This is a genomic window from Halobacillus litoralis, assembly GCF_004101865.1.
Classification (GTDB): domain Bacteria; phylum Bacillota; class Bacilli; order Bacillales; family Halobacillaceae; genus Halobacillus; species Halobacillus litoralis_A.
In genome coordinates this window covers 699,013-716,650 of sequence record NZ_CP026118.1, presented here as the reverse complement: position 1 = coordinate 716,650, position 17,638 = coordinate 699,013, and the positions used below count along the sequence as shown (strand labels likewise).

At 44.4% G+C, this 17,638-nt stretch carries 16 protein-coding genes and 1 pseudogene; 14 read left to right on the top strand and 3 right to left on the bottom strand.

Annotated elements, in window-relative coordinates:
* Window positions 1-194: 194 nt before the first annotated feature.
* The 10 genes from HLI_RS03570 to HLI_RS22255 all read left to right on the top strand — a co-directional run bounded on the left by HLI_RS03570 (window position 195) and on the right by HLI_RS22255 (window position 9,293).
* Complete coding sequence (locus tag HLI_RS03570) at window positions 195-524, top strand: PadR family transcriptional regulator (protein ID WP_128523120.1); 330 nt, start codon at window positions 195-197, stop codon at window positions 522-524.
* Complete coding sequence (locus HLI_RS03565) at window positions 521-922, top strand: permease prefix domain 1-containing protein (protein WP_128523119.1); 402 nt, start codon at window positions 521-523, stop codon at window positions 920-922. The genes HLI_RS03570 and HLI_RS03565 overlap by 4 nt, the downstream gene beginning before the upstream one ends.
* A gap of 11 nt (window positions 923-933) precedes the next feature.
* On the top strand, window positions 934-1,572 hold the full coding sequence (locus HLI_RS03560; RefSeq protein ID WP_128523118.1) for a hypothetical protein: 639 nt from the start codon (window positions 934-936) through the stop codon (window positions 1,570-1,572).
* Between the two features lie 364 nt (window positions 1,573-1,936).
* Window positions 1,937-2,911 carry a cation diffusion facilitator family transporter gene (locus HLI_RS03555; protein ID WP_128523117.1) on the top strand — a complete coding sequence of 325 codons (975 nt, stop codon included), beginning with the start codon at window positions 1,937-1,939 and terminating at the stop codon, window positions 2,909-2,911.
* Between the two features lie 429 nt (window positions 2,912-3,340).
* Window positions 3,341-4,153 carry a helix-turn-helix domain-containing protein gene (locus HLI_RS03550; RefSeq protein WP_128523116.1) on the top strand — a complete coding sequence of 271 codons (813 nt, stop codon included), beginning with the start codon at window positions 3,341-3,343 and terminating at the stop codon, window positions 4,151-4,153.
* A gap of 245 nt (window positions 4,154-4,398) precedes the next feature.
* Window positions 4,399-5,406, top strand: coding sequence for an ABC transporter substrate-binding protein (locus tag HLI_RS03545; RefSeq protein WP_128523115.1), 1,008 nt, complete (start codon window positions 4,399-4,401; stop codon window positions 5,404-5,406).
* Window positions 5,407-5,423: 17 nt separating this feature from the next.
* The gene (locus tag HLI_RS03540) at window positions 5,424-7,448 is read left to right on the top strand and encodes an iron ABC transporter permease (protein WP_128523114.1); all 2,025 of its coding nucleotides are present in this window, start codon (window positions 5,424-5,426) and stop codon (window positions 7,446-7,448) included.
* A 227-nt stretch (window positions 7,449-7,675) separates the two neighbouring features.
* On the top strand, window positions 7,676-8,644 hold the full coding sequence (gene dapF / locus HLI_RS03535; RefSeq protein ID WP_128526806.1) for a diaminopimelate epimerase: 969 nt from the start codon (window positions 7,676-7,678) through the stop codon (window positions 8,642-8,644).
* A gap of 5 nt (window positions 8,645-8,649) precedes the next feature.
* On the top strand, window positions 8,650-9,045 hold the full coding sequence (locus tag HLI_RS03530; protein WP_128523113.1) for a secondary thiamine-phosphate synthase enzyme YjbQ: 396 nt from the start codon (window positions 8,650-8,652) through the stop codon (window positions 9,043-9,045).
* Between the two features lie 131 nt (window positions 9,046-9,176).
* Window positions 9,177-9,293, top strand: a complete 117-nt coding sequence (locus HLI_RS22255; RefSeq protein ID WP_431357398.1) for a putative holin-like toxin — start codon at window positions 9,177-9,179, stop codon at window positions 9,291-9,293.
* A gap of 453 nt (window positions 9,294-9,746) precedes the next feature.
* Here HLI_RS22255 and HLI_RS03525 read toward each other — a convergent pair whose 3' ends face one another.
* Entirely contained in the window at window positions 9,747-10,994 is a 1,248-nt protein-coding gene (locus tag HLI_RS03525) for a YeeE/YedE family protein (RefSeq protein ID WP_128523112.1), read from the bottom strand.
* Between the two features lie 512 nt (window positions 10,995-11,506).
* Between HLI_RS03525 and HLI_RS03520 the strand changes: the two genes are divergently transcribed.
* A complete protein-coding gene (locus HLI_RS03520; protein WP_128523111.1) occupies window positions 11,507-11,743 on the top strand; it encodes a hypothetical protein in 237 nt (78 codons plus the stop codon).
* A gap of 329 nt (window positions 11,744-12,072) precedes the next feature.
* On the opposite strand, the pseudogene HLI_RS21950 reads toward HLI_RS03520, so the two are convergent.
* Window positions 12,073-12,351: pseudogene (locus tag HLI_RS21950) on the bottom strand (3D domain-containing protein); the annotation flags it as partial.
* Window positions 12,352-13,022: 671 nt separating this feature from the next.
* Between HLI_RS21950 and HLI_RS03510 the strand changes: the two are divergent.
* From HLI_RS03510 to HLI_RS21445, 3 genes are all read left to right on the top strand, one after another.
* Window positions 13,023-14,177, top strand: a complete 1,155-nt coding sequence (locus tag HLI_RS03510) for a hypothetical protein (protein WP_128523109.1) — start codon at window positions 13,023-13,025, stop codon at window positions 14,175-14,177.
* An 11-nt stretch (window positions 14,178-14,188) separates the two neighbouring features.
* Window positions 14,189-15,340 carry a S1C family serine protease gene (locus HLI_RS03505; RefSeq protein ID WP_128523108.1) on the top strand — a complete coding sequence of 384 codons (1,152 nt, stop codon included), beginning with the start codon at window positions 14,189-14,191 and terminating at the stop codon, window positions 15,338-15,340.
* Between the two features lie 238 nt (window positions 15,341-15,578).
* A complete protein-coding gene (locus HLI_RS21445; RefSeq protein WP_164908469.1) occupies window positions 15,579-15,731 on the top strand; it encodes a hypothetical protein in 153 nt (50 codons plus the stop codon).
* Window positions 15,732-16,089: 358 nt separating this feature from the next.
* Here HLI_RS21445 and HLI_RS03500 read toward each other — a convergent pair whose 3' ends face one another.
* Window positions 16,090-17,571 carry a flavin monoamine oxidase family protein gene (locus HLI_RS03500; protein WP_128523107.1) on the bottom strand — a complete coding sequence of 494 codons (1,482 nt, stop codon included), beginning with the start codon at window positions 17,569-17,571 and terminating at the stop codon, window positions 16,090-16,092.
* Between the last annotated feature and the right edge of the window lie 67 nt (window positions 17,572-17,638).

Here is a 17,638-nt window from a genome sequence, read left to right as displayed (position 1 = left end):
GTTTTCATTTGTATTTTTTCCGGGCTGTTTTTTTCAAGTAAAAGAAATAATTCTCCCCCCCTCTCAGTTCAACTGAGGGGGGTTTTTTTGGTGAATAGCTTCAGAAAAAATTTTCAAAATTACTTTGACAGGTAGAGTAATTAACGGTATTATTACTCTATCAGATAGAATAGTTAAAACAAGGACGTGTCAATGTGATAAGAAGTGATATTATCCGTGGTCATCTTGATTCCATTATATTGCGCTTGGTCTTAGAAGAGGATCGTTATGGTTATGAAATAACAAAGGAGATCAGTTCGAGAACGGAGGACCGATTCCAAATCAAAGAGGCCACCTTATATGCAGTCTTTCAAAGGTTGGAAAAAAAGGAATTGCTTGAATCCTATTTCGGAAGCGTATCAAAAGGCGGAAAACGCAAGTATTACCGTATCACTACGCTCGGAAAAGCCTTTCTCAAAGAATCGGCACAAGAATGGAAAGAAACGAAAGCTATTATCGATTTATTTATGGAGGGGTTACGTTGAAGCAGTTAACACAGCATGTTCAAGCATTGTTCAAAGATGTTCCTGACAGTGAGCAAAAAGAAGCTGTCAAACAAGAGGTTTTGCAGAACATGGAAGAAAAAGTGTGGGACTTGATGGAGCAAGGCAAGAATGAGGAGGATGCGATCAATAAAGCCATTGTGGAATTCGGAGATGCGAGTGATCTCACAAATGAACTGGGCGTTCGTCTGCCCGTTAAGAAGGATACGACTAAACTGAATCTGTGGTATTCAATTTGGGGCAGTTCTTTGATTATCGCATTGTTTATCTTTATAAATTTTTATTATACGCCAGATGTGATTTGGTTCGTTTACCCGACCTTTGCGGTATTGTGGTGGCCACTTTCGATGTATTTCTACTGGAAACGGAATAATGATTGAGGAGGCCGGACATGAAGAAACTTGATATCAGTTTTGTCGTTGCTGGAAGTATGATGACTATTCTATTTTTGATCATAGTCAATTTATTGACGGGTACGTCCCACATGTGGTCGGTTTACCCTGTGATTGCCTTGTTCCTGTTTCCGATCGGGGTCTACAGCATAATCAAGAAGCGATATACTTTGTTTACTTCATGGGCAAGCCTTTTACTTATGGGATTCCTTATCTTTGAAAACTACCGCGACACACCGGACTATCCCTGGTTTTTATACGTGTTTTTTCCATTGGTGATTTTGCCTGTAGTATCAGGCTTAAGAAAGCGTTGGCCCCAATTTCGGTTAGCTTTCATCATCACTATGCTCACCATCATCTATTATGTCAGCTTGAATTTGTTCCTTTCACCGCAATACCCGTGGGCGATGTTTCCGGTGTTTGCTGTGATTTGGTGGCCGCTGACTGTGTATCATATCCAAAAGGAGACTTATTTTAAATATTCGATTCATGCTGCCTTGTTGCTCGGGATATTTTTCACAAGTGTGAATGCAGTGTTTTCGCCTGCGACGATTTGGGCAGTTTATCCGATCTTTGGCGTACTTTGGTGGCCGTTGAGCATGTACTTTTTTGTCCATAAACGAAAATCACACACGTGAAAGGAAGAGTAGACCAGGAAGAAACGATTCATGTAGTCAGCTTGAAATAAACTGAGAAGAACCTCAGGCAGTTTTCGAAATCATTGTGATTAACACATGTATACTGAACTCTCTTATAATCGGGAATAAACAAGGCATCTGCCTTCTTCCCGATAATAAGGGGGTTTTTTTATCGCTTTACAGACTGGAAAGATGCAAGTAATGTATCTGGTTCTTATGCTTGCCGAAGCTTATCCAAAGCATCAGCCTCCATTGGGAGTGAACAAAATCCCACGCCTCACTAATTTTGATGATTTTTTTCGGTGGCCTTAGGCAGACTAATAAGTGAATGGCCACAGAGTTTTCTCGTTGAAAGGAGCAGCTGATGAACGAATTTTTCGCGTTATTAAAAAAAGGGAATCGACCTGCTTTGTTAGCAAGCATCATGAATGGGGCGATAGCTGTCATGAAGGCGATCGCATTTTTTATCACTGGAAATGTAGCCATGTTTGCTGAGACGATGCACAGTATCGGTGATACCGCCAATCAATTTTTTGTATTCATCGGTTCTGCATTAAGTAATAAGGCACCGACCGACCGTTTTCCGCACGGTTTTGCCCGGTTAGTCAATTTGGTGTTACTTGGTGCTGTGTTAATTGTCGGGATATTGGCTTATGAAACCATCAAAGAAGGGATTCATCATATTACCAGTCCTCCGGAAGCGGGTTCCTGGCTATGGCTAAATTTATTAGTCCTGGGGATTGCCACCATTCTAGAGGCGATCGTTTTGTATAAAGCAATGAAAGAAGTAATCGCGGATATAGGTGAAGAAAATGTGAAGGGTTTCAAGGTGGTAAAAATGAGCCTTACGAATTTAGGGAATGCGAAACCTGCCACCAAGCTCGTTTTCCTAGAAGACATGGTAGCGACTTTCGGAGCGATCATTGCAATCATTTCCATTCTCATTGCCACCTACACACCTTTCCACGCAGCAGAAGGGTATGCCTCTGTGGTTATCGGTTTAATGTTATTTTACGTGGTCGGACGTATTTTCCTTGATAATGCTGCAGGAGTATTAGGAGTTGCGGATGAAGAAATGGAAGCTAAAATTGGGGAGCTTGTATTTGAAGACACCCATGTCAGGGACATTAAGAAATTGATGGTAATCAAAGAAGGGGAAGAGCTGCATGTAGAGTTGAAAATCGAATTCGACCCTGAAATGTCCATTGAAAAGGCTTCAGATGTTCTGAAAGTTATCGAAAGAAAGATATTACGAGAGCGTGGAGTGACAGAAGTGATCATCGAGTCTGATAAAGATGATCATGAGCTGAGCTGGAACCCTGACGATCATGAAGAATAACCAGCTCGCTTCTTTCAATAGATAAGAAAATCACTCTTTTTTTGGGGCCACGATTGATTCCACACGTTCGTTCGATGATGGGGTCTGCGGGAACGCCACGATCGAAGATCCACTTGGTCAAGTGTTCTTCTTGACCAAGTCAACTGTGGCAGTGACAGCGGCAAGCATCCACTGACAAGCGATTGGTGAGAGGCAACAACAAGCTTTAACAGCTTCTCTAGGTTGAGGACGGTTTTTCAGTGGATTCCAACAACTGCAGGGGTGTTTTTGAAGCTGACTATTCTCCTCTTTGTGACCTCCTGTCAGCTGTTCTATCCATACAAGGAATCACTGTATATCATTTTTTTTAATAAATTTCATTTTTTTAGACACCAGATTCCGACTCGTTTCGATTATAGTTATAGACCGTCGAAACTGGAGGAATGGAAAATGGAATTAGTAGGAATTAGAGAAAAGCAGCGATTTGCTACAAAGACAGAGCTGGATCGTCACGTAAGGAGCTTTTTATTTAAAAGGAAGGCTGCTTTATCTGAAGGAACCTTGACTGTGCTGCGCTTCATTTGGAGACATGCTGTCAAATACCCGGGTGTTGCTTTTCCGAGAAAGCAAACGATTGTTGGGAAAACCGGATTGAGTGAGAGCACCGTCTCTCGTGCACTCCGTTGCTTAGTGAAAGAAGGATTGATAGAAAAAGCCGTCACGACAAAGCCCAATGGCAGGCAGGGGGCGAACCTTTTAATTTTTCTTCCTCAAGCTGATCTTTTTTTGCCCGCAGATGACACCCCTCATGACCCCCTTCATGACATCCCACCAAAAGTCCAAACCCCTGATGAACACAAGCCTCAACCTATCAAATCCACTCCTGAAACAGAGAATAAACAGAGGAAAGCTTCTTTTAGTAAATTTGTACCCCTGGATCATTCATTTCTGCCATCATTCATACCATCTGAATTCATTGACACAACCAAACCTTTCTTAGAAGCAGAGCAAGTGCTGGCTGCCTGGAGGACTGTTGAAAGCGCCTATCGTCAATTGAAAATGAATTTACCAGTCATTGAGTATATGACTATCATCAAAGAAACCTTCAAACAGACTGTCTTCGCCTACAAAAATGGACTTGTCCGTACAGAGTTGCTGCGTTACTTCTATGGAGGTATGGTGGAAGTATTCAGACAAACATCGAGAAGAGAAGGTTTTGAGTCCAGAAAGAGTATCCTTGCTTATGATTGGTTGAATGCTTGATGAATGAGTATGCAGGGGGGAGTGGCAGTAGATGTGGATGTTTTCAAAAACCATCGGCCAGAAGTTTAACTAGTATTAACGTTACCTGAAATTTTTGTTGACAGAAAATTGAGCCTAAGGTAAGATAATCGATATGGTGATAATGAGAATCTTTATCAATTGGTTTTCTTTCAAAGCTGTTACTAAGGGTTTCCGCTGGTAAACGATTCTACATAATAGAAAACGATAGAGAGAGGATGCTATACATGAAGAAATTTTGGCTGTTTGTCTTAATGTTAGGGTTAGTGGTGCTTGCTGCTTGCAGTAATGACTCAGAACAGGGAACTGAGGATACAGAAGGTGAAGAAACAGAGGAAACGGATGATGGAGAAGAAACACGCTCGGTCACGATCGAAGACGCAATGGGAGAGCAGACGATCGAGGGTTCACCTAAGAAGGTCGTCGTGCTGGAATGGACCTATGCAGAGGATCTCCAGGCGTTAGGGATGGAGCCTGTTGGTGTCGCTGGTCTTGATTCTTATGGTGATTGGGTGGATGTCGGCATGCCGTTCAGCGAGTCCGTAGAAAATGTCGGTACTCGTGCGGAACCGAATCTGGAGGCGATTTCCCGTCTGGATCCGGATTTGATCATCGGCGTGCAATTCCGTCATGAAGCAATTGCAGATCAACTGAAAGATATCGCTCCAACCGTGATGTTCGCTCCTTATTCTGAAGAAGCAGCTCAGGATCAGTTCCAAAACATGAAAGATGAATTCAACACTATTGCCAAAATCGTTGATAAAGAATCTAAAGCGGAGGAAGTCCTGACAGGCATGGAGGATACGTTCGCTGAGCAACAAGCCCGTCTTGAAGAGGCTGGTAAAGAAGACATGAATTATGTAATTACACAGGCATTTACGATGCAGGATACGCCGACACTGCGCTTATTTACAGACAATTCCATGGTGGCTCAAATCATGAACAACATGGGAATGCAAAATGATTTCGAATCGGAAGAGCTTGAAATCTACGGATATACAGAAACCACAGTGGAAACGCTGCAAAACTATCAAGACACTAATTTCTTCTATATCGTTCAAGAAGAAGATAACATCTTCAGTGAACAATTAGCAGGAAATCCTGTGTGGGAAGATCTTGCCTTTGTCCAGGAGGACCGTACTTATCAGATGCCAGGAGATGCATGGACATTCGGCGGACCATTATCTGCAGAAGTATTGGCTGAGCAGGTGGTCAACGCAGCTGTTGAAGAATAGTAAAGTGAGTGGTTTTTATGAACGCAGCAATTAAGAACACAATGATCGCGATTTTCACCTTTGGAGGTGGAATCGCGTTGTTGTGTCTTTTAACTTTTATACATATCAATCAAGGAAATGTGACGATCCCGTTAGCGACGGTTGTAGAAGCGCTTTTCAATCCTCAAGACACACTTGAACATCACACTGTGAGAATCTTACGCATGCCGCGGGCTGTAATGGGGATTATCGCAGGTGGAGCGCTGGCCGTATCCGGGGTCATCTTGCAGACAGTTACGAAAAACCCGCTGTCATCTGCCAGTACGCTTGGTATTCACTCAGGCACATATTTTGCAGTTGTAGTATCGACGATTTTCCTGCCTTTTTCGATGTTTGGCAACGGAATAATCACTGCTTTTCTAGGTGGAGTATTGACTTTCCTGTTTGTTTATATGCTGTCAGGCGGGAGTGATGCTACACCTGTACGAATGGTGCTTGCGGGGATGATTGTAACGTTTTTGTTTTCATCGCTTACTTCTGTGCTCCAGATTTTTTACGAAAATGAAACACAGGGATTGTTCTTATGGGGTTCTGGTACATTGATCCAAAACGACTGGGACGGCGTGAAGTTTTCATTGCCACTGATCATAGCTGCTGTGCTGGTTGCCTTCATTTTTGCCAGTAAACTGGACACATTGACGCTTGGGGATGATGTCGCAACTGCTCTTGGTCAAAATGTCCGAACCGTCAAATTGATTACTGTGCTTGCCGCAGTTCTGCTTACAAGTGTGACAGTTAGTATTGTAGGCCCTATCGGTTTCGTGGGTCTTGTCGCTCCTCACTTGATCAAACTTATCGGGTATCGGGCACACGTACCACTGATTATCGGTTCCTTCCTATGGGGTGGGAATGTGCTGCTGTTAGCCGACGTCCTTGCCCGGATTATCGATCCATCCTTTTCAGAGCTCCCGGTTGGTGCGATCACCGCACTTGTCGGTGCCCCTTGGCTTATCTGGCTCGTCATGCGGATGAAAAGCAGCAACAGTCAGGATACAGGGGCTATTATGGCTGGAAAGGATTCAGCTAAAGTTTCATTAGTGAAGGTGCTGCCGGCCCTTGGGCTTCTTATCATTGTGACGCTGCTTGTCAGTCTTGCTTCTGGAAATTACGGCTTTGAACCCGGTGTCGCTTATCAGGCGTTCTTCGGGGATGCGAATGAATTCATCCGTAATTTAATTGTTGATCTCCGGCTGCCCCGCGCACTCGTCGCTCTCTTCAGTGGTGCCGTGTTAGCCGTCAGTGGTCTGATCTTCCAGGGCGTACTGCGTAACCCGCTTGCCGATCCATCTGTCATCGGAATTACATCCGGGGCAGGGGTAGGAGCATTGATGACGATGTACTGGTTCAGTGTATCAGCCGTTTGGATTCCTCTAGGGGCGATGGCCGGCGCGTTAGTGTTCTTCCTCATCGTCATGGCACTTGGAGCGAAAGCGGAGTTTCAGCCAACAGTGCTGGCATTGCTGGGGATCGGAATGTCTGCTTTCGGATCAGCATTCATTCAGATTCTCGTCGTCCAATCGGATTTAGGTGTCGCTTCTGCTCTTACCTGGTTGTCTGGGACGACCTATGCAAAAGGGTGGGCTGAGCTTCTTCAATATTTGATCTGGCCGGTGATTCTGTTCGTACCGCTGCTTGCTTTTTATATCAAAACGCTCGATGTATTATCACTCGGCGATGATACAGCAAAAGGACTCGGTCTCCGCGTTGTATCTGTCCGTTTCCAGATGGCGTTAATCGCTACTTTGCTTGCTGCATGTAGTGTTGCGGCTGTGGGCTCAATCGGTTTTGTCGGTTTGATCGCTCCGCACCTTGCAAGATTGCTTGTGGGGAGTGTGAACCAGAAACTGCTGCCTGTTACAATGCTGATTGGTGGTGCTTTGCTTGTCGTGGCAGATTTGTTCAGCCGGACGCTGCTCGCTCCGAATGAAATACCGTCGGGAATATTGGTTGCCTTGATTGGTGCCCCTTACTTTCTATGGTTGATGAAAAAGCGTGCGGCATAAGTTAATGTCTGCTGGAGGTAGTTTTCCTGCTAATAATAGTTGAATAGTGAAACCAGGATAGGTGGCTTTATTACCTATCCTGGTTTTTTATCATTTTTTACTGTGCTTCCGCCTCACTGGCTACAATCTTTGCTTGATATTCTAAACAGGCATCACTATCTCTTTCATTCCAGCGTAAATATGCTATTATGAGATAAAAATGAACGGCAGGGGAGAGTTTTGTGCTAATGAATATACCATTTATCAAATGCCATGGTTCGGGGAACGATTTCATAATGATTGATGAAACGAACCAGGAATTCAATTTTACGGAAACACAGAGAAAAGACCTTTCTAAACTATTATGTGACCGAGGTAGTGGAATCGGATCGGATGGTATTCTTTTTGTCATGCCGAGTGAAAAAGCAGAAGGACGGATGCGCATGTTCAACTCGGACGGTACAGAAGCGGAAATGTGCGGCAATGGGCTGCGCTGTGTCGCACGTCACATGATTGAAAAGCTGGGTAAGCCTTCCATAACAATCGAGACAGAGAAAGCTTTGCTGTCTGTCAGTCAAGTGGATGAAATCTTCCCTGAGATCTCCACATTTTCTGTCATGATCGAACCGGTTTCCTTTGATGCTGAATCATTACCGGTGAATGTGGCTGGGGAGGAAGCAGTTGATGTGAAAATACCGGAACTATCCGACAACCTTACATTTACAGCTCTTAGTGTTCCAAATCCCCACATTGTAGCAATGGTCGATGTAGTGGACCATGAAGAACTCTTAAGAATCGGAAAAAGAGCCAATCACTTGCCGGAAATATTTCCGAATGGTGTAAACGTCAGCTTCGTACAAGTGCTGGAAAAGAATAAAATTTTTGTCCGTACCTTTGAGCGCGGGGTAGGTTTGACGAATGCTTGTGGAACAGCGATGTCAGCCTCTTCACTGGTATCAACGATGCTCGGGCCGAACGAACTTGATCGACCGATTGTCGTCATTAATAAAGGAGGTCTCGTCAACTGCCTCGTAGAAAAGAAGGAAGGACGTTTTTCTATCCAATTGCGCGGGAATGCAACAAATGTATATAGAGCCGTTGCGAAGATTGACATGGAAGCACTGACCTTCCATATGTCTGAGCAGGAATTTTTTGATGAAGAAAATGAGCTTTATAAAAAATTGGAAGCTTATGCAGCTTCAGAAATCGGAGGGTGAGACAGATGCTGAAAACATTTCATATTTCGACAAACCAACATGACCAAATGATTGACGTAACCAGTCAGGTTGAAAATTGGATTCGAGAACAAGGAATTGAAGAAGGTGTCATTGTCGTATCCTCCATGCATACGACAGCAGGACTGACCGTGAATGAGAATGCTGATCCTGATGTGAAAACAGATATGCTGCGCCGTTTTCGCGAAGTATACCCATGGGATCATCCCGAAGATCGCCATGCAGAAGGTAATACAGCCTCACATATGAAAACGAGTACCATCGGTCATGCCCAGACATTGATTGTAGATGATGGCCGGCTAGTGCTCGGCACTTGGCAGGGACTGTACTTCTGTGAGTTTGACGGACCGCGTGAGCGCAAGTTTGTAGCTAAATTGCTATAAGAGTGCGCTGCTTTAATTCATGTTTAGTCCAAAAAGCCTGTCTTTTTCTACGGAGAGACATGCTATAATTTATATTGGATAGTGATTTTTGCCAATTGAATAGGGTGTCGGCTAATCCCCATGTCTCATCGATGGAGGGGGTGATGCCTCTGAGTATGTATGAATCGTTAATGGTCATGATTGCCTTCAGTTCTTTGACTGTATCAATCCTAGGCTTAGTTGTAGCGATTTTACGCATAAAAAAATAGACTCCCTATTCTGACGTGAATGCGGGTGAGTCTATTTTTCATTTAGGCTGCGCCCTAGGCAGAGCGCTATCCGATGGGATCACAGTGACAGCTGTGGTCCCTTTTCTTATGTGTATCCTATTTCTGACTCCATCATACCACATTTTTAGAAAAAAAACAGCGCGGAACTTTTTCGTATCCGCGCTGTTTTTTGGCTGCACATTTGATTCATCCAGTTCCAACGCCTAGTCCCTCGAGGTCTTAAGTCAAACAACGCCATGGAGAAGAGCACTCCATTCTGTTGTTTGTCTTAAGCTTGTCGGGACTGATCAAGGCGTTTCCACATTTGGGTCATCCAGTTCCAGCGTCCAGACACTCGAGGTCATAAGTCAAACAACGTCATGGAGAAGAGCACTCCATTCTGTTGTTTGTCTTAAGCTTGTCGGGGCTGATCAAGGCACTTCCACATTTGGGTTAACAAATGGAATCTTTCGGGTTGGGGTTTTTCATTCCGAACATTGGGCGTAAGAATAGGGCGAGATAGGTGCCGACTAACGCCATGATCATCCAGACCCAACCGTGGAGACTGAAGGATGCGATTCCACCGAAGTATGCGCCGATGTTACAACCGAATGCGAGGCGTGCTCCATATCCCATCAGTGCACCACCGAGGATGGATGCGGTCGCAATGCCTGGTTTTATTTTTCCAGGTTTGAAATTCCCCTGGAAACTGGCTGCAATGAATGCTCCTAAGATGATACCGAAGTTCATCACACTTGTTGAGTCAGCTAAGACGGACTTGTTTAATGGAGCCGGGTCGCCGGACCAGTAAGTCCAGCTGGCAACGTCAACGCCGAACATTTGGATGAACTTGGAGCCCCAGAGTGCGAATGCTGAAGTAATGCCCCATGGATTCCCGCGGGTAGCGAGAGTCAATGCATTCAAGATGCCCAGAATGACGGCAGCCAACAGCAATGGCCAAGCACCGCGCCATATTTTCTTTAAACCGGTCGTCGTCTTAAGCGGCGCCATTTTCGGAGGGTTCTTTTTCTTAGCGATTTTCACAGTGATTCCGTAAACGCCCAGGAAAATAAGGAGTTGTAAAATCCAGCCCCCAAAATATCCGAAACCAGTTGTTTCAGCTAATGAGATGGCCGGGAGTGTTGGCGTTTCTCGCCAGAAACCGATGTGATAGGCACCAAGCACAGAGCCCGCAATGAATCCGAACAAAGTCAAGACCATGGAGGACTTCCCGCCACCGACGGTATAAAGGGTACCGGATGCGCAGCCAGAACCGAGCTGCATGCCGATTCCGAACATGAACGATCCGGCTATAACACTAATTCCTACAGGAAACACATATCCTTGAGGAGCTGTTCCTGTGAAACTGAACCCTGTTGCTAAAATGACGGCAAACAAGGTGGTTGCAACGGCAAGCATTAGCATATGAGCTTGCAAGCCTTGGACATTCCCGACAGAAATCAGCCGTCTGAACGCAGAGGTGAATCCGAAACGGGCATGTAACAGCACAAGACCGAAGGCAATTCCGATAAGAAAGAGCACTCCTTGAGTGAAAGTGGTGACACTGATAATAGATATAAATAAAAGCAGTGATACAATCGCCCCAAGCCATACAAGTGGTTTTTGGACCGGATCCAATTGATCAGTGACTGCAGAACGCTTGTTTTCTGCTACTGTTTGTTCAACTGTCTGTTGTTGCATTTATATAAACCTCCTAAATCCGATTTGTTTACTAAGTTTTAACTTTTAGTCATTCTAACCGAAGGCACGTCTATTTGTAAATCCATTTGCATAGAATGGTTGTACAAAGAGAATAGATTCAGTCTTTACGTAGGCTTAACACTACTATTGTAAGAATAGTGGTAAACTCAAAGCGTAGACAGGACAATCTATAAAAATTTTTGGAGGGATGTCTTATACCTGTCGTTTGCTCTTCTGTCACTCGCTGGTTTTTCTTTGTTTGTAAGAAAGCAAACCGAAGAACTTCCTGGCGTACCTCTGGCGCACCTCCCCCTACATAAAGACTGATCGAAAGCGACGCCTCACAAGCGTGGCTTTTTTGTTGTTGTATCAGGCAAGCAGTGATGCTATACATAATATCCTCAAGCGGCTACACTGTTTAACTTTTTATGTATGAGTTTCGATTCTAAGATTAAACTAAAAAATAGCTGGGTAAAGTATGTTGACTACATATTTATTAAAGGAGTGATTGGATGGCTAAGAAAAAAGAGTGGCACGTCATTTTTTTGTTGGACAGTAAGCGGGTTGTCACACATGACCTGGAGCTGAGTGAAGCGATGGACGAGCGTGAGGCATCTGAATTCATCGTCAAACAGCTGGACCGGGGGACTTGGTGGTTCCTGGAGGATGGTGTGGCTATTCATACGAGTGGAGTGGAAAGTTTTTATTTAGACAAATGTGCGCGTCGCACGCGTTTCTCCAGAGATTGAGGGTGATCCTTGTTTCCGTACATTACGGAGACAAGGTTTTTTTATGGGCGAACTTAAGTTACGCCGATAAAATTCGTGTGGTCTCAATTGGTTTGCACAAATAAAATCATATGAAGCTGATATTCCCACCCATCAGTCCAAAATAACAAAGGGCTGGGACAAAACACTGACTGCCCTGAAAAAGGGGAATGATAGTGGAGATTGGATCAAATGGAGCGATGGATGTTGCTAGAGCAGTGTATGCATTTATGGCTTCATAAAGAAAACCCGAACGGGTCCGTTCGGGTTTTCTTGCGGAAGAATTCTTTTGCACAGCCTCACTTCAACCGTTATGATTCCAATATTTCCACTTCAATCTGACGACGGCCGAAGTCCAGGGCATCTCCTTGTTCAGCTAAGAACACATCGATCCGATTGCCTTCGATATCGCCGCCGATATCACCAGCAATTGCTACGCCATACCCAGGCACGCGGACTTTCGATCCAAGGGGGATGACATTCGGATCGACTGCGATCACTTTTTGATCCGGATTGGCGCGAAGGTCGATTCCTGTATAGGTTTTTCCACTGCAGCCCTCACAGAAAGCGGTATAGGCTGTCGCTTCCACAGCTACGGTCCGTTTCACCTGCTCAGTAGAGGCAGACGCAGTTTTTGCTTCTGCTTCTTTTTCTTCATTAAAACGTTCATGTTCTTTTATCTTTTTATCAAGCGTAATTGATTTAGTTTCTATGTGTTGAGCGGTCTTGTCCGTTTCTTCGGCAGAAATGGGCAGACTGAAACTCATGATTAGAATGGTTGATAAAAATATGATGGCAGAGAGGTACTTGTTCATGACTGATGACCCCTTTCGTTTGTTTTACTCATTGGAGTATAACAGGCGTCTTCAGAACAAAACAAATACAAAATGCCTACATTATGATTACATTTATATGACAAAATTCACCCATGGGAAAAGAGCCGCAATCCATGGTAGCGACTCTTTTCTTTTTTTATCTGGAATTCCCTTTGGGTTTGCGTCCACAACAGGGTTTCGAGGGCTTACGTCTCGGTTGGTTTTCTTTATCACGATCTCTCATTTAGACCCTCCTCTCATGTCTGAGGTATTTCATTGTATGCACGAAAGAAAAAACCGGCCGTGCGGTTTCCCTGCATCTTTACGTATTTTTTTAAAAGGAAAAAAGGGCCTAAATACGTTGTTCAGATTCAACAGGAGGCATGCTATAATAAGTGAGGATTGTCAGAATTTATGTAAGTTTGATAGAAAAGGAGGACGGGACCATGATTGAATGTCCTCATTGTAAACATGGTATGACCGAAAGTTCCCGTTATTGCTCCCAATGTGGAAAACCTTTGAAAGGTGAAGAAAAACAGGATAGAAGGCGTCTTCTTAAGTCAAAACTCCCAGTCCTCACACCTGTGATGGTGTTGATTGTGGTGGGGGCAGCGCTTTATTTTGTGTATGCACATGAACAACAAGTGAATAAGGAAGTCAGAGCAATGAAAAAGGAAGCAGAAGAGGTTGCGCTTGCAGGTGAATACAGGGAAGCGGAGACCCTATTGGCTAATGCTGTCGATCAAAGGCCGCATGTCGATGCCTTACAGGAAGAACTGCTTAACATTCAAATTGCACTTACTTGGGATCGTAAACTAAATGAAGTCCATACTCTGCTTGAAGAAGGTTCACTTTCTAAAGCTTCAGAGCAATTGAACGCCATTGAAAAGGAACTGCAGGAGAAAGACAGTCAGCTCTTGTTGACACTTGTCCCCAAGATGAATGAGATGGATTCTCTGATGACCCTCAAGGAGGTTAATCAGGAGTTATCCAAAGTGACAGATGTAGAAGAGCTCGCTGCTAAGTTGAATACACTTTCCCAGTTGAATTTGGAGGAAGCTTCGAAAGTCAGAGAAAAAATCCATGAAAAAATAGTCAACCAGTCGACGAAGAAAGCAGAAGAAGCGGCAAATGAAAAACGCTATACAGAAGCGGTCGCCATCGTCGATCAAGGTTTGCAATATGTATCGAATGATGAAAAACTGATTCAATTGAAAGAACGGATCCAACAAGAGAAGCAAGCATTCGAACAAGCGGAACAACAGCGGATGGAACGAGCCATGCAGCAAGCGGCTGAAGATGAATTGGTGAATGAAACCGAAGCTTTGAAAGTCCTTGATTTCAATATAACTAAAGATGAATTCGGAGACTATAAAGTAAGTGGTGAGCTGGAAAGTGTGGCCACGCAAATCATCAGCACGATAACTGTGAAGTATGACATCCTCAATGCTGATGGGAAAGTCGTGCGCTCAGAGTCTGCAAAGGTCTATCCCCTATATTTGAACCCTGGAAAAAAGGGGTCCTTCGAAAAGGTCTATTATGAGCTGGAAGAAGGGGAGTATTCTGTCGAGATGACAGAGATGGAATGGTTAGTAGAATAGGAGGATGTAAGATGAAACGCTCTTGGCTGTTCAGCGTTCTTGTCTCCATCATGATTATCGGAGGCGGGATCGCGGGCGTTTTTTATATCACGAATGCTGTCCCTGAACAAATGAGCATGAGTGCGGTATTGGATGACCCCGCTAAAGAGGGAGCAGAAGGTAACGAAGTACCCAAAGAAACGCAGGACATAATCTTCGAATCGCAAAAACTCGTCGTCCAGATTGAATTGGAAGATGGAACAATCGGGTCCGGATTTTTGTATAACGAAAAAGGCGATGTCATCACGAATGCTCACGTCGTCGCAAACCAGGAGAACGTCAAAGTCGTGACGGCCGACAGTAAGAAGATGCCAGGTGAAGTGATTGGGATCAGCCGAGATACTGATGTTGCCGTTGTAAGAGTGGCGGGATTAAAGGGAAAAAAACCGCTTCCAATCAGACAAGATGGGTCTGTGGAGCTGCTTGATGAAGTGCTGGCCTTAGGGAGTCCACTTGGGCTGCAGAATACAGTGACCCGTGGAGAAATCAGTGGTCTTGACCGCACATTAGATATCGAGCCTTTCCATTATAAAAATATGTATCAGATTTCAGCCCCGATTTCACCAGGAAACAGTGGCGGCCCTTTATTGGACCGTGAGACAGGTGAAGTCATCGGCATTAATTCAGCGAAGCTTGATGAAGAAACAATCGGTTTCAGCATACCCATCGGGGATATTCTTCCGGTGGTGGAACGGTGGAGTGAGTCACCGATGAAATCACTTCCTGAATTTCCTGAGCTCGAAGAACAGGTACAATCTCCTGTAACTGGTACAGATGCGGAACAGGCCACATATCTTGTCCAGTATTTTTACGATAGTATTAACCAAGGTGATTTCGTGACGGCATATTCACTGCTCAGCAGCAGCTGGCAGGAGGACATTTCCTTCGAAGATTTCCGATCCGGCTACAACAATACGTTAACCGTTCAAGTGGATAATCTCGTCGCAGACCCTCAAGGGGATCATGTGGAAGTCACTGCTTTTCTTACTGCCGAAGAGACGGTAGAGGGAGAAGTGGAAATGAAGAAATATAAGGTCGTGTATCCAGTGAAGACTGAAAACCAATCCGTCAAGATTTGGAGCGGTAAGGGTGAAGAGTTGGATACAGAAAATGAAGAAGAATGATGGAATAGGACACTGGGACAAAAGGATTTTTCCGCTGGAAAACCCGAACGAATTTCGTTCGGGTTTTCTTTGGCTTTATGAAGCCATAAATGCATACGCCGATCCGGCATCATACTTGAGGTCACTGAAAAAGTAGGGTGTTTCCCTTTATTTAGGAGTCTTTTTTCAGTGATCTCAAGTATGTTAATGAAAATCACTCTTTTTAGTTATGCCTCGTTGCTTCCACGAGGAGCGTTCGGTGGTGACGCCTGCGGGAACAGCGCGAGCCGAAGATCCACTTGGTCAAGTGATCTTCTTGACCAAGTTAGCTGAGGCCGTGCCCGCGGCAAGCATCCACCGACAAGCGATGCGGGAGAAGCAACAACAAACTTTAACAGTTCTTCTAGATTGAAAAGGGTTTTTCAGTGTCCTCTATCATACTCCGCTTTCCGCGGGCAGGGCCTTGCCTCCTCAGTAAGCAAAGACCGCTACCTCCCGGGGTCTTCACCACGTGCTGTTCCCTATGTTGCATACGCTCCACCTGATCTATTCTACCCTATTGTTCGTCTTTTCCAATGGCAATTATCGTTTTGGCCCAGATTCTTTTGGGTGTTTAGGGGATGATATTCAAGCTACTGCGCTGATAAAATCTCTGTCACATCGATAACTTTGCTTTTACGCCGATAAATCGAATGGCATCTTCCTCTTCAACCCCAGAAGGCCCGACGTGAAAAAGGGGGATCGGTTTTGCATTATCTCTTCAGGTTTGCTTAAGCTTTTGAAGATCCCTCACTTGCATTATTCAGTTCATTAGCGGCACGTATTCCTGATTCGACAGCTCCTTCAATCCAGCCATGGAATGAGGATGTATGTTCTCCGGCAAAATGCAGCCGTCCCTCCGGGCTTGGTATGACTTCTTCGAGGTCAAGACTTTGTCCAGGGGTGAAAAGGGTGAAACAGCCGGCAGAGAAGGGGTTTCGACTCCAATTAAAGACTACACTGCTCAAATATTCTTGATAAACGATCGGTCCGTAAACCCTGCACAAATTCTCGAGAAGGACTTCAATGATTTCTTTGTCACTCAAACTGTTCCAAAGCATTGCATTTTGACCCCACGTATAGCTGGCCAGCATGACACCAGGGCCAGGTTTACCTCTGTCATGACTTGGTAAATACATAAAACGCATCGGGAGGTCAGAGGTGATGTTTCCGACAGGGTATCTTTCCCAAAAACGGCTTTTGAATTCAATGCCAACTTTGACAGCTGGTACATTGATTAGTTCCTGAATCGCTTGCCGCTTTTTAAATGATATGGATGAAAAGGGGTATACTTCTATGAATTGGAAAGTTGTGAAAGGTATAGTGGAAAGGACATAATCAGCCCTCCAACATGTTCTTTTACAATCCAGCTGGTTTTCGGCTTCGACTCTGATTTCATATTCACCTTGGAAGATTTTCTTTACTTTTTTATTGAAGTGGATATCTGAGCATAATGACGGGAGGAAAGCATATGGCAGACGATCATTTCCTCCAGTGATTTCTTTGAACTCTGTTTCTTCACTGAAAATGGGGAAGGTGATGTCTGTCAATATATCCAGGAATGAGAATTCTGGAAAACCTTCAATTCCTAACAGCAGTTTAACTTTTCGGACAGCGTTTGTAGACATCGAAGGTCCAAGTGGATTGTTACGTAAATATTCCCCCATCGCATAGTTGGAGTATTGGTCGCGTAGTTTTTCCTGCTCTTCGGGTATGCTTTTTTCATAAAGGTCCAGAAATGGCTGCACAGAAGATAGAAATAATTCTTTTGCCGTTTTTCCTCTCTCCCAAGGAAGAAGGGGAAAGTCCAGTAAATCTGGATTTTCTTTATAATCCTCCTGGAATAATTGTTTTCCATTGATGAGCAGGAGGTCATCTGGTGTGGTATTCAAGAAAGGCTGAGTGGGCAGCTGGAATTTACGGATATACTCTTGGACGAGTACATGATTTGAAGGAAGACGCATTGCTCCGACATCGATATAATTCCCATAAGTAAAAGGTTTTCTAACCGTATACACTCGACCGCCGATTCGGTTGTTCCCTTCTAATATTGTCACCTGGTGACCTGCTTGTTTAAGGAGCTGTCCCGCCACAAGCCCCGCCATTCCTGCCCCGATAATCAGTATCCGCTTTTTTCTAGCTGCTTTGGGCAGACCTTGTTGAATAATGTGTAAAAAATCATCCGGATAGGATAGCTTTTTTGTTTTTGCCATATAAGAACCCCCCATATACTATTTATTCACTTGAAGCGAATAAAAGTATGGGAATAATTCCCTTGTT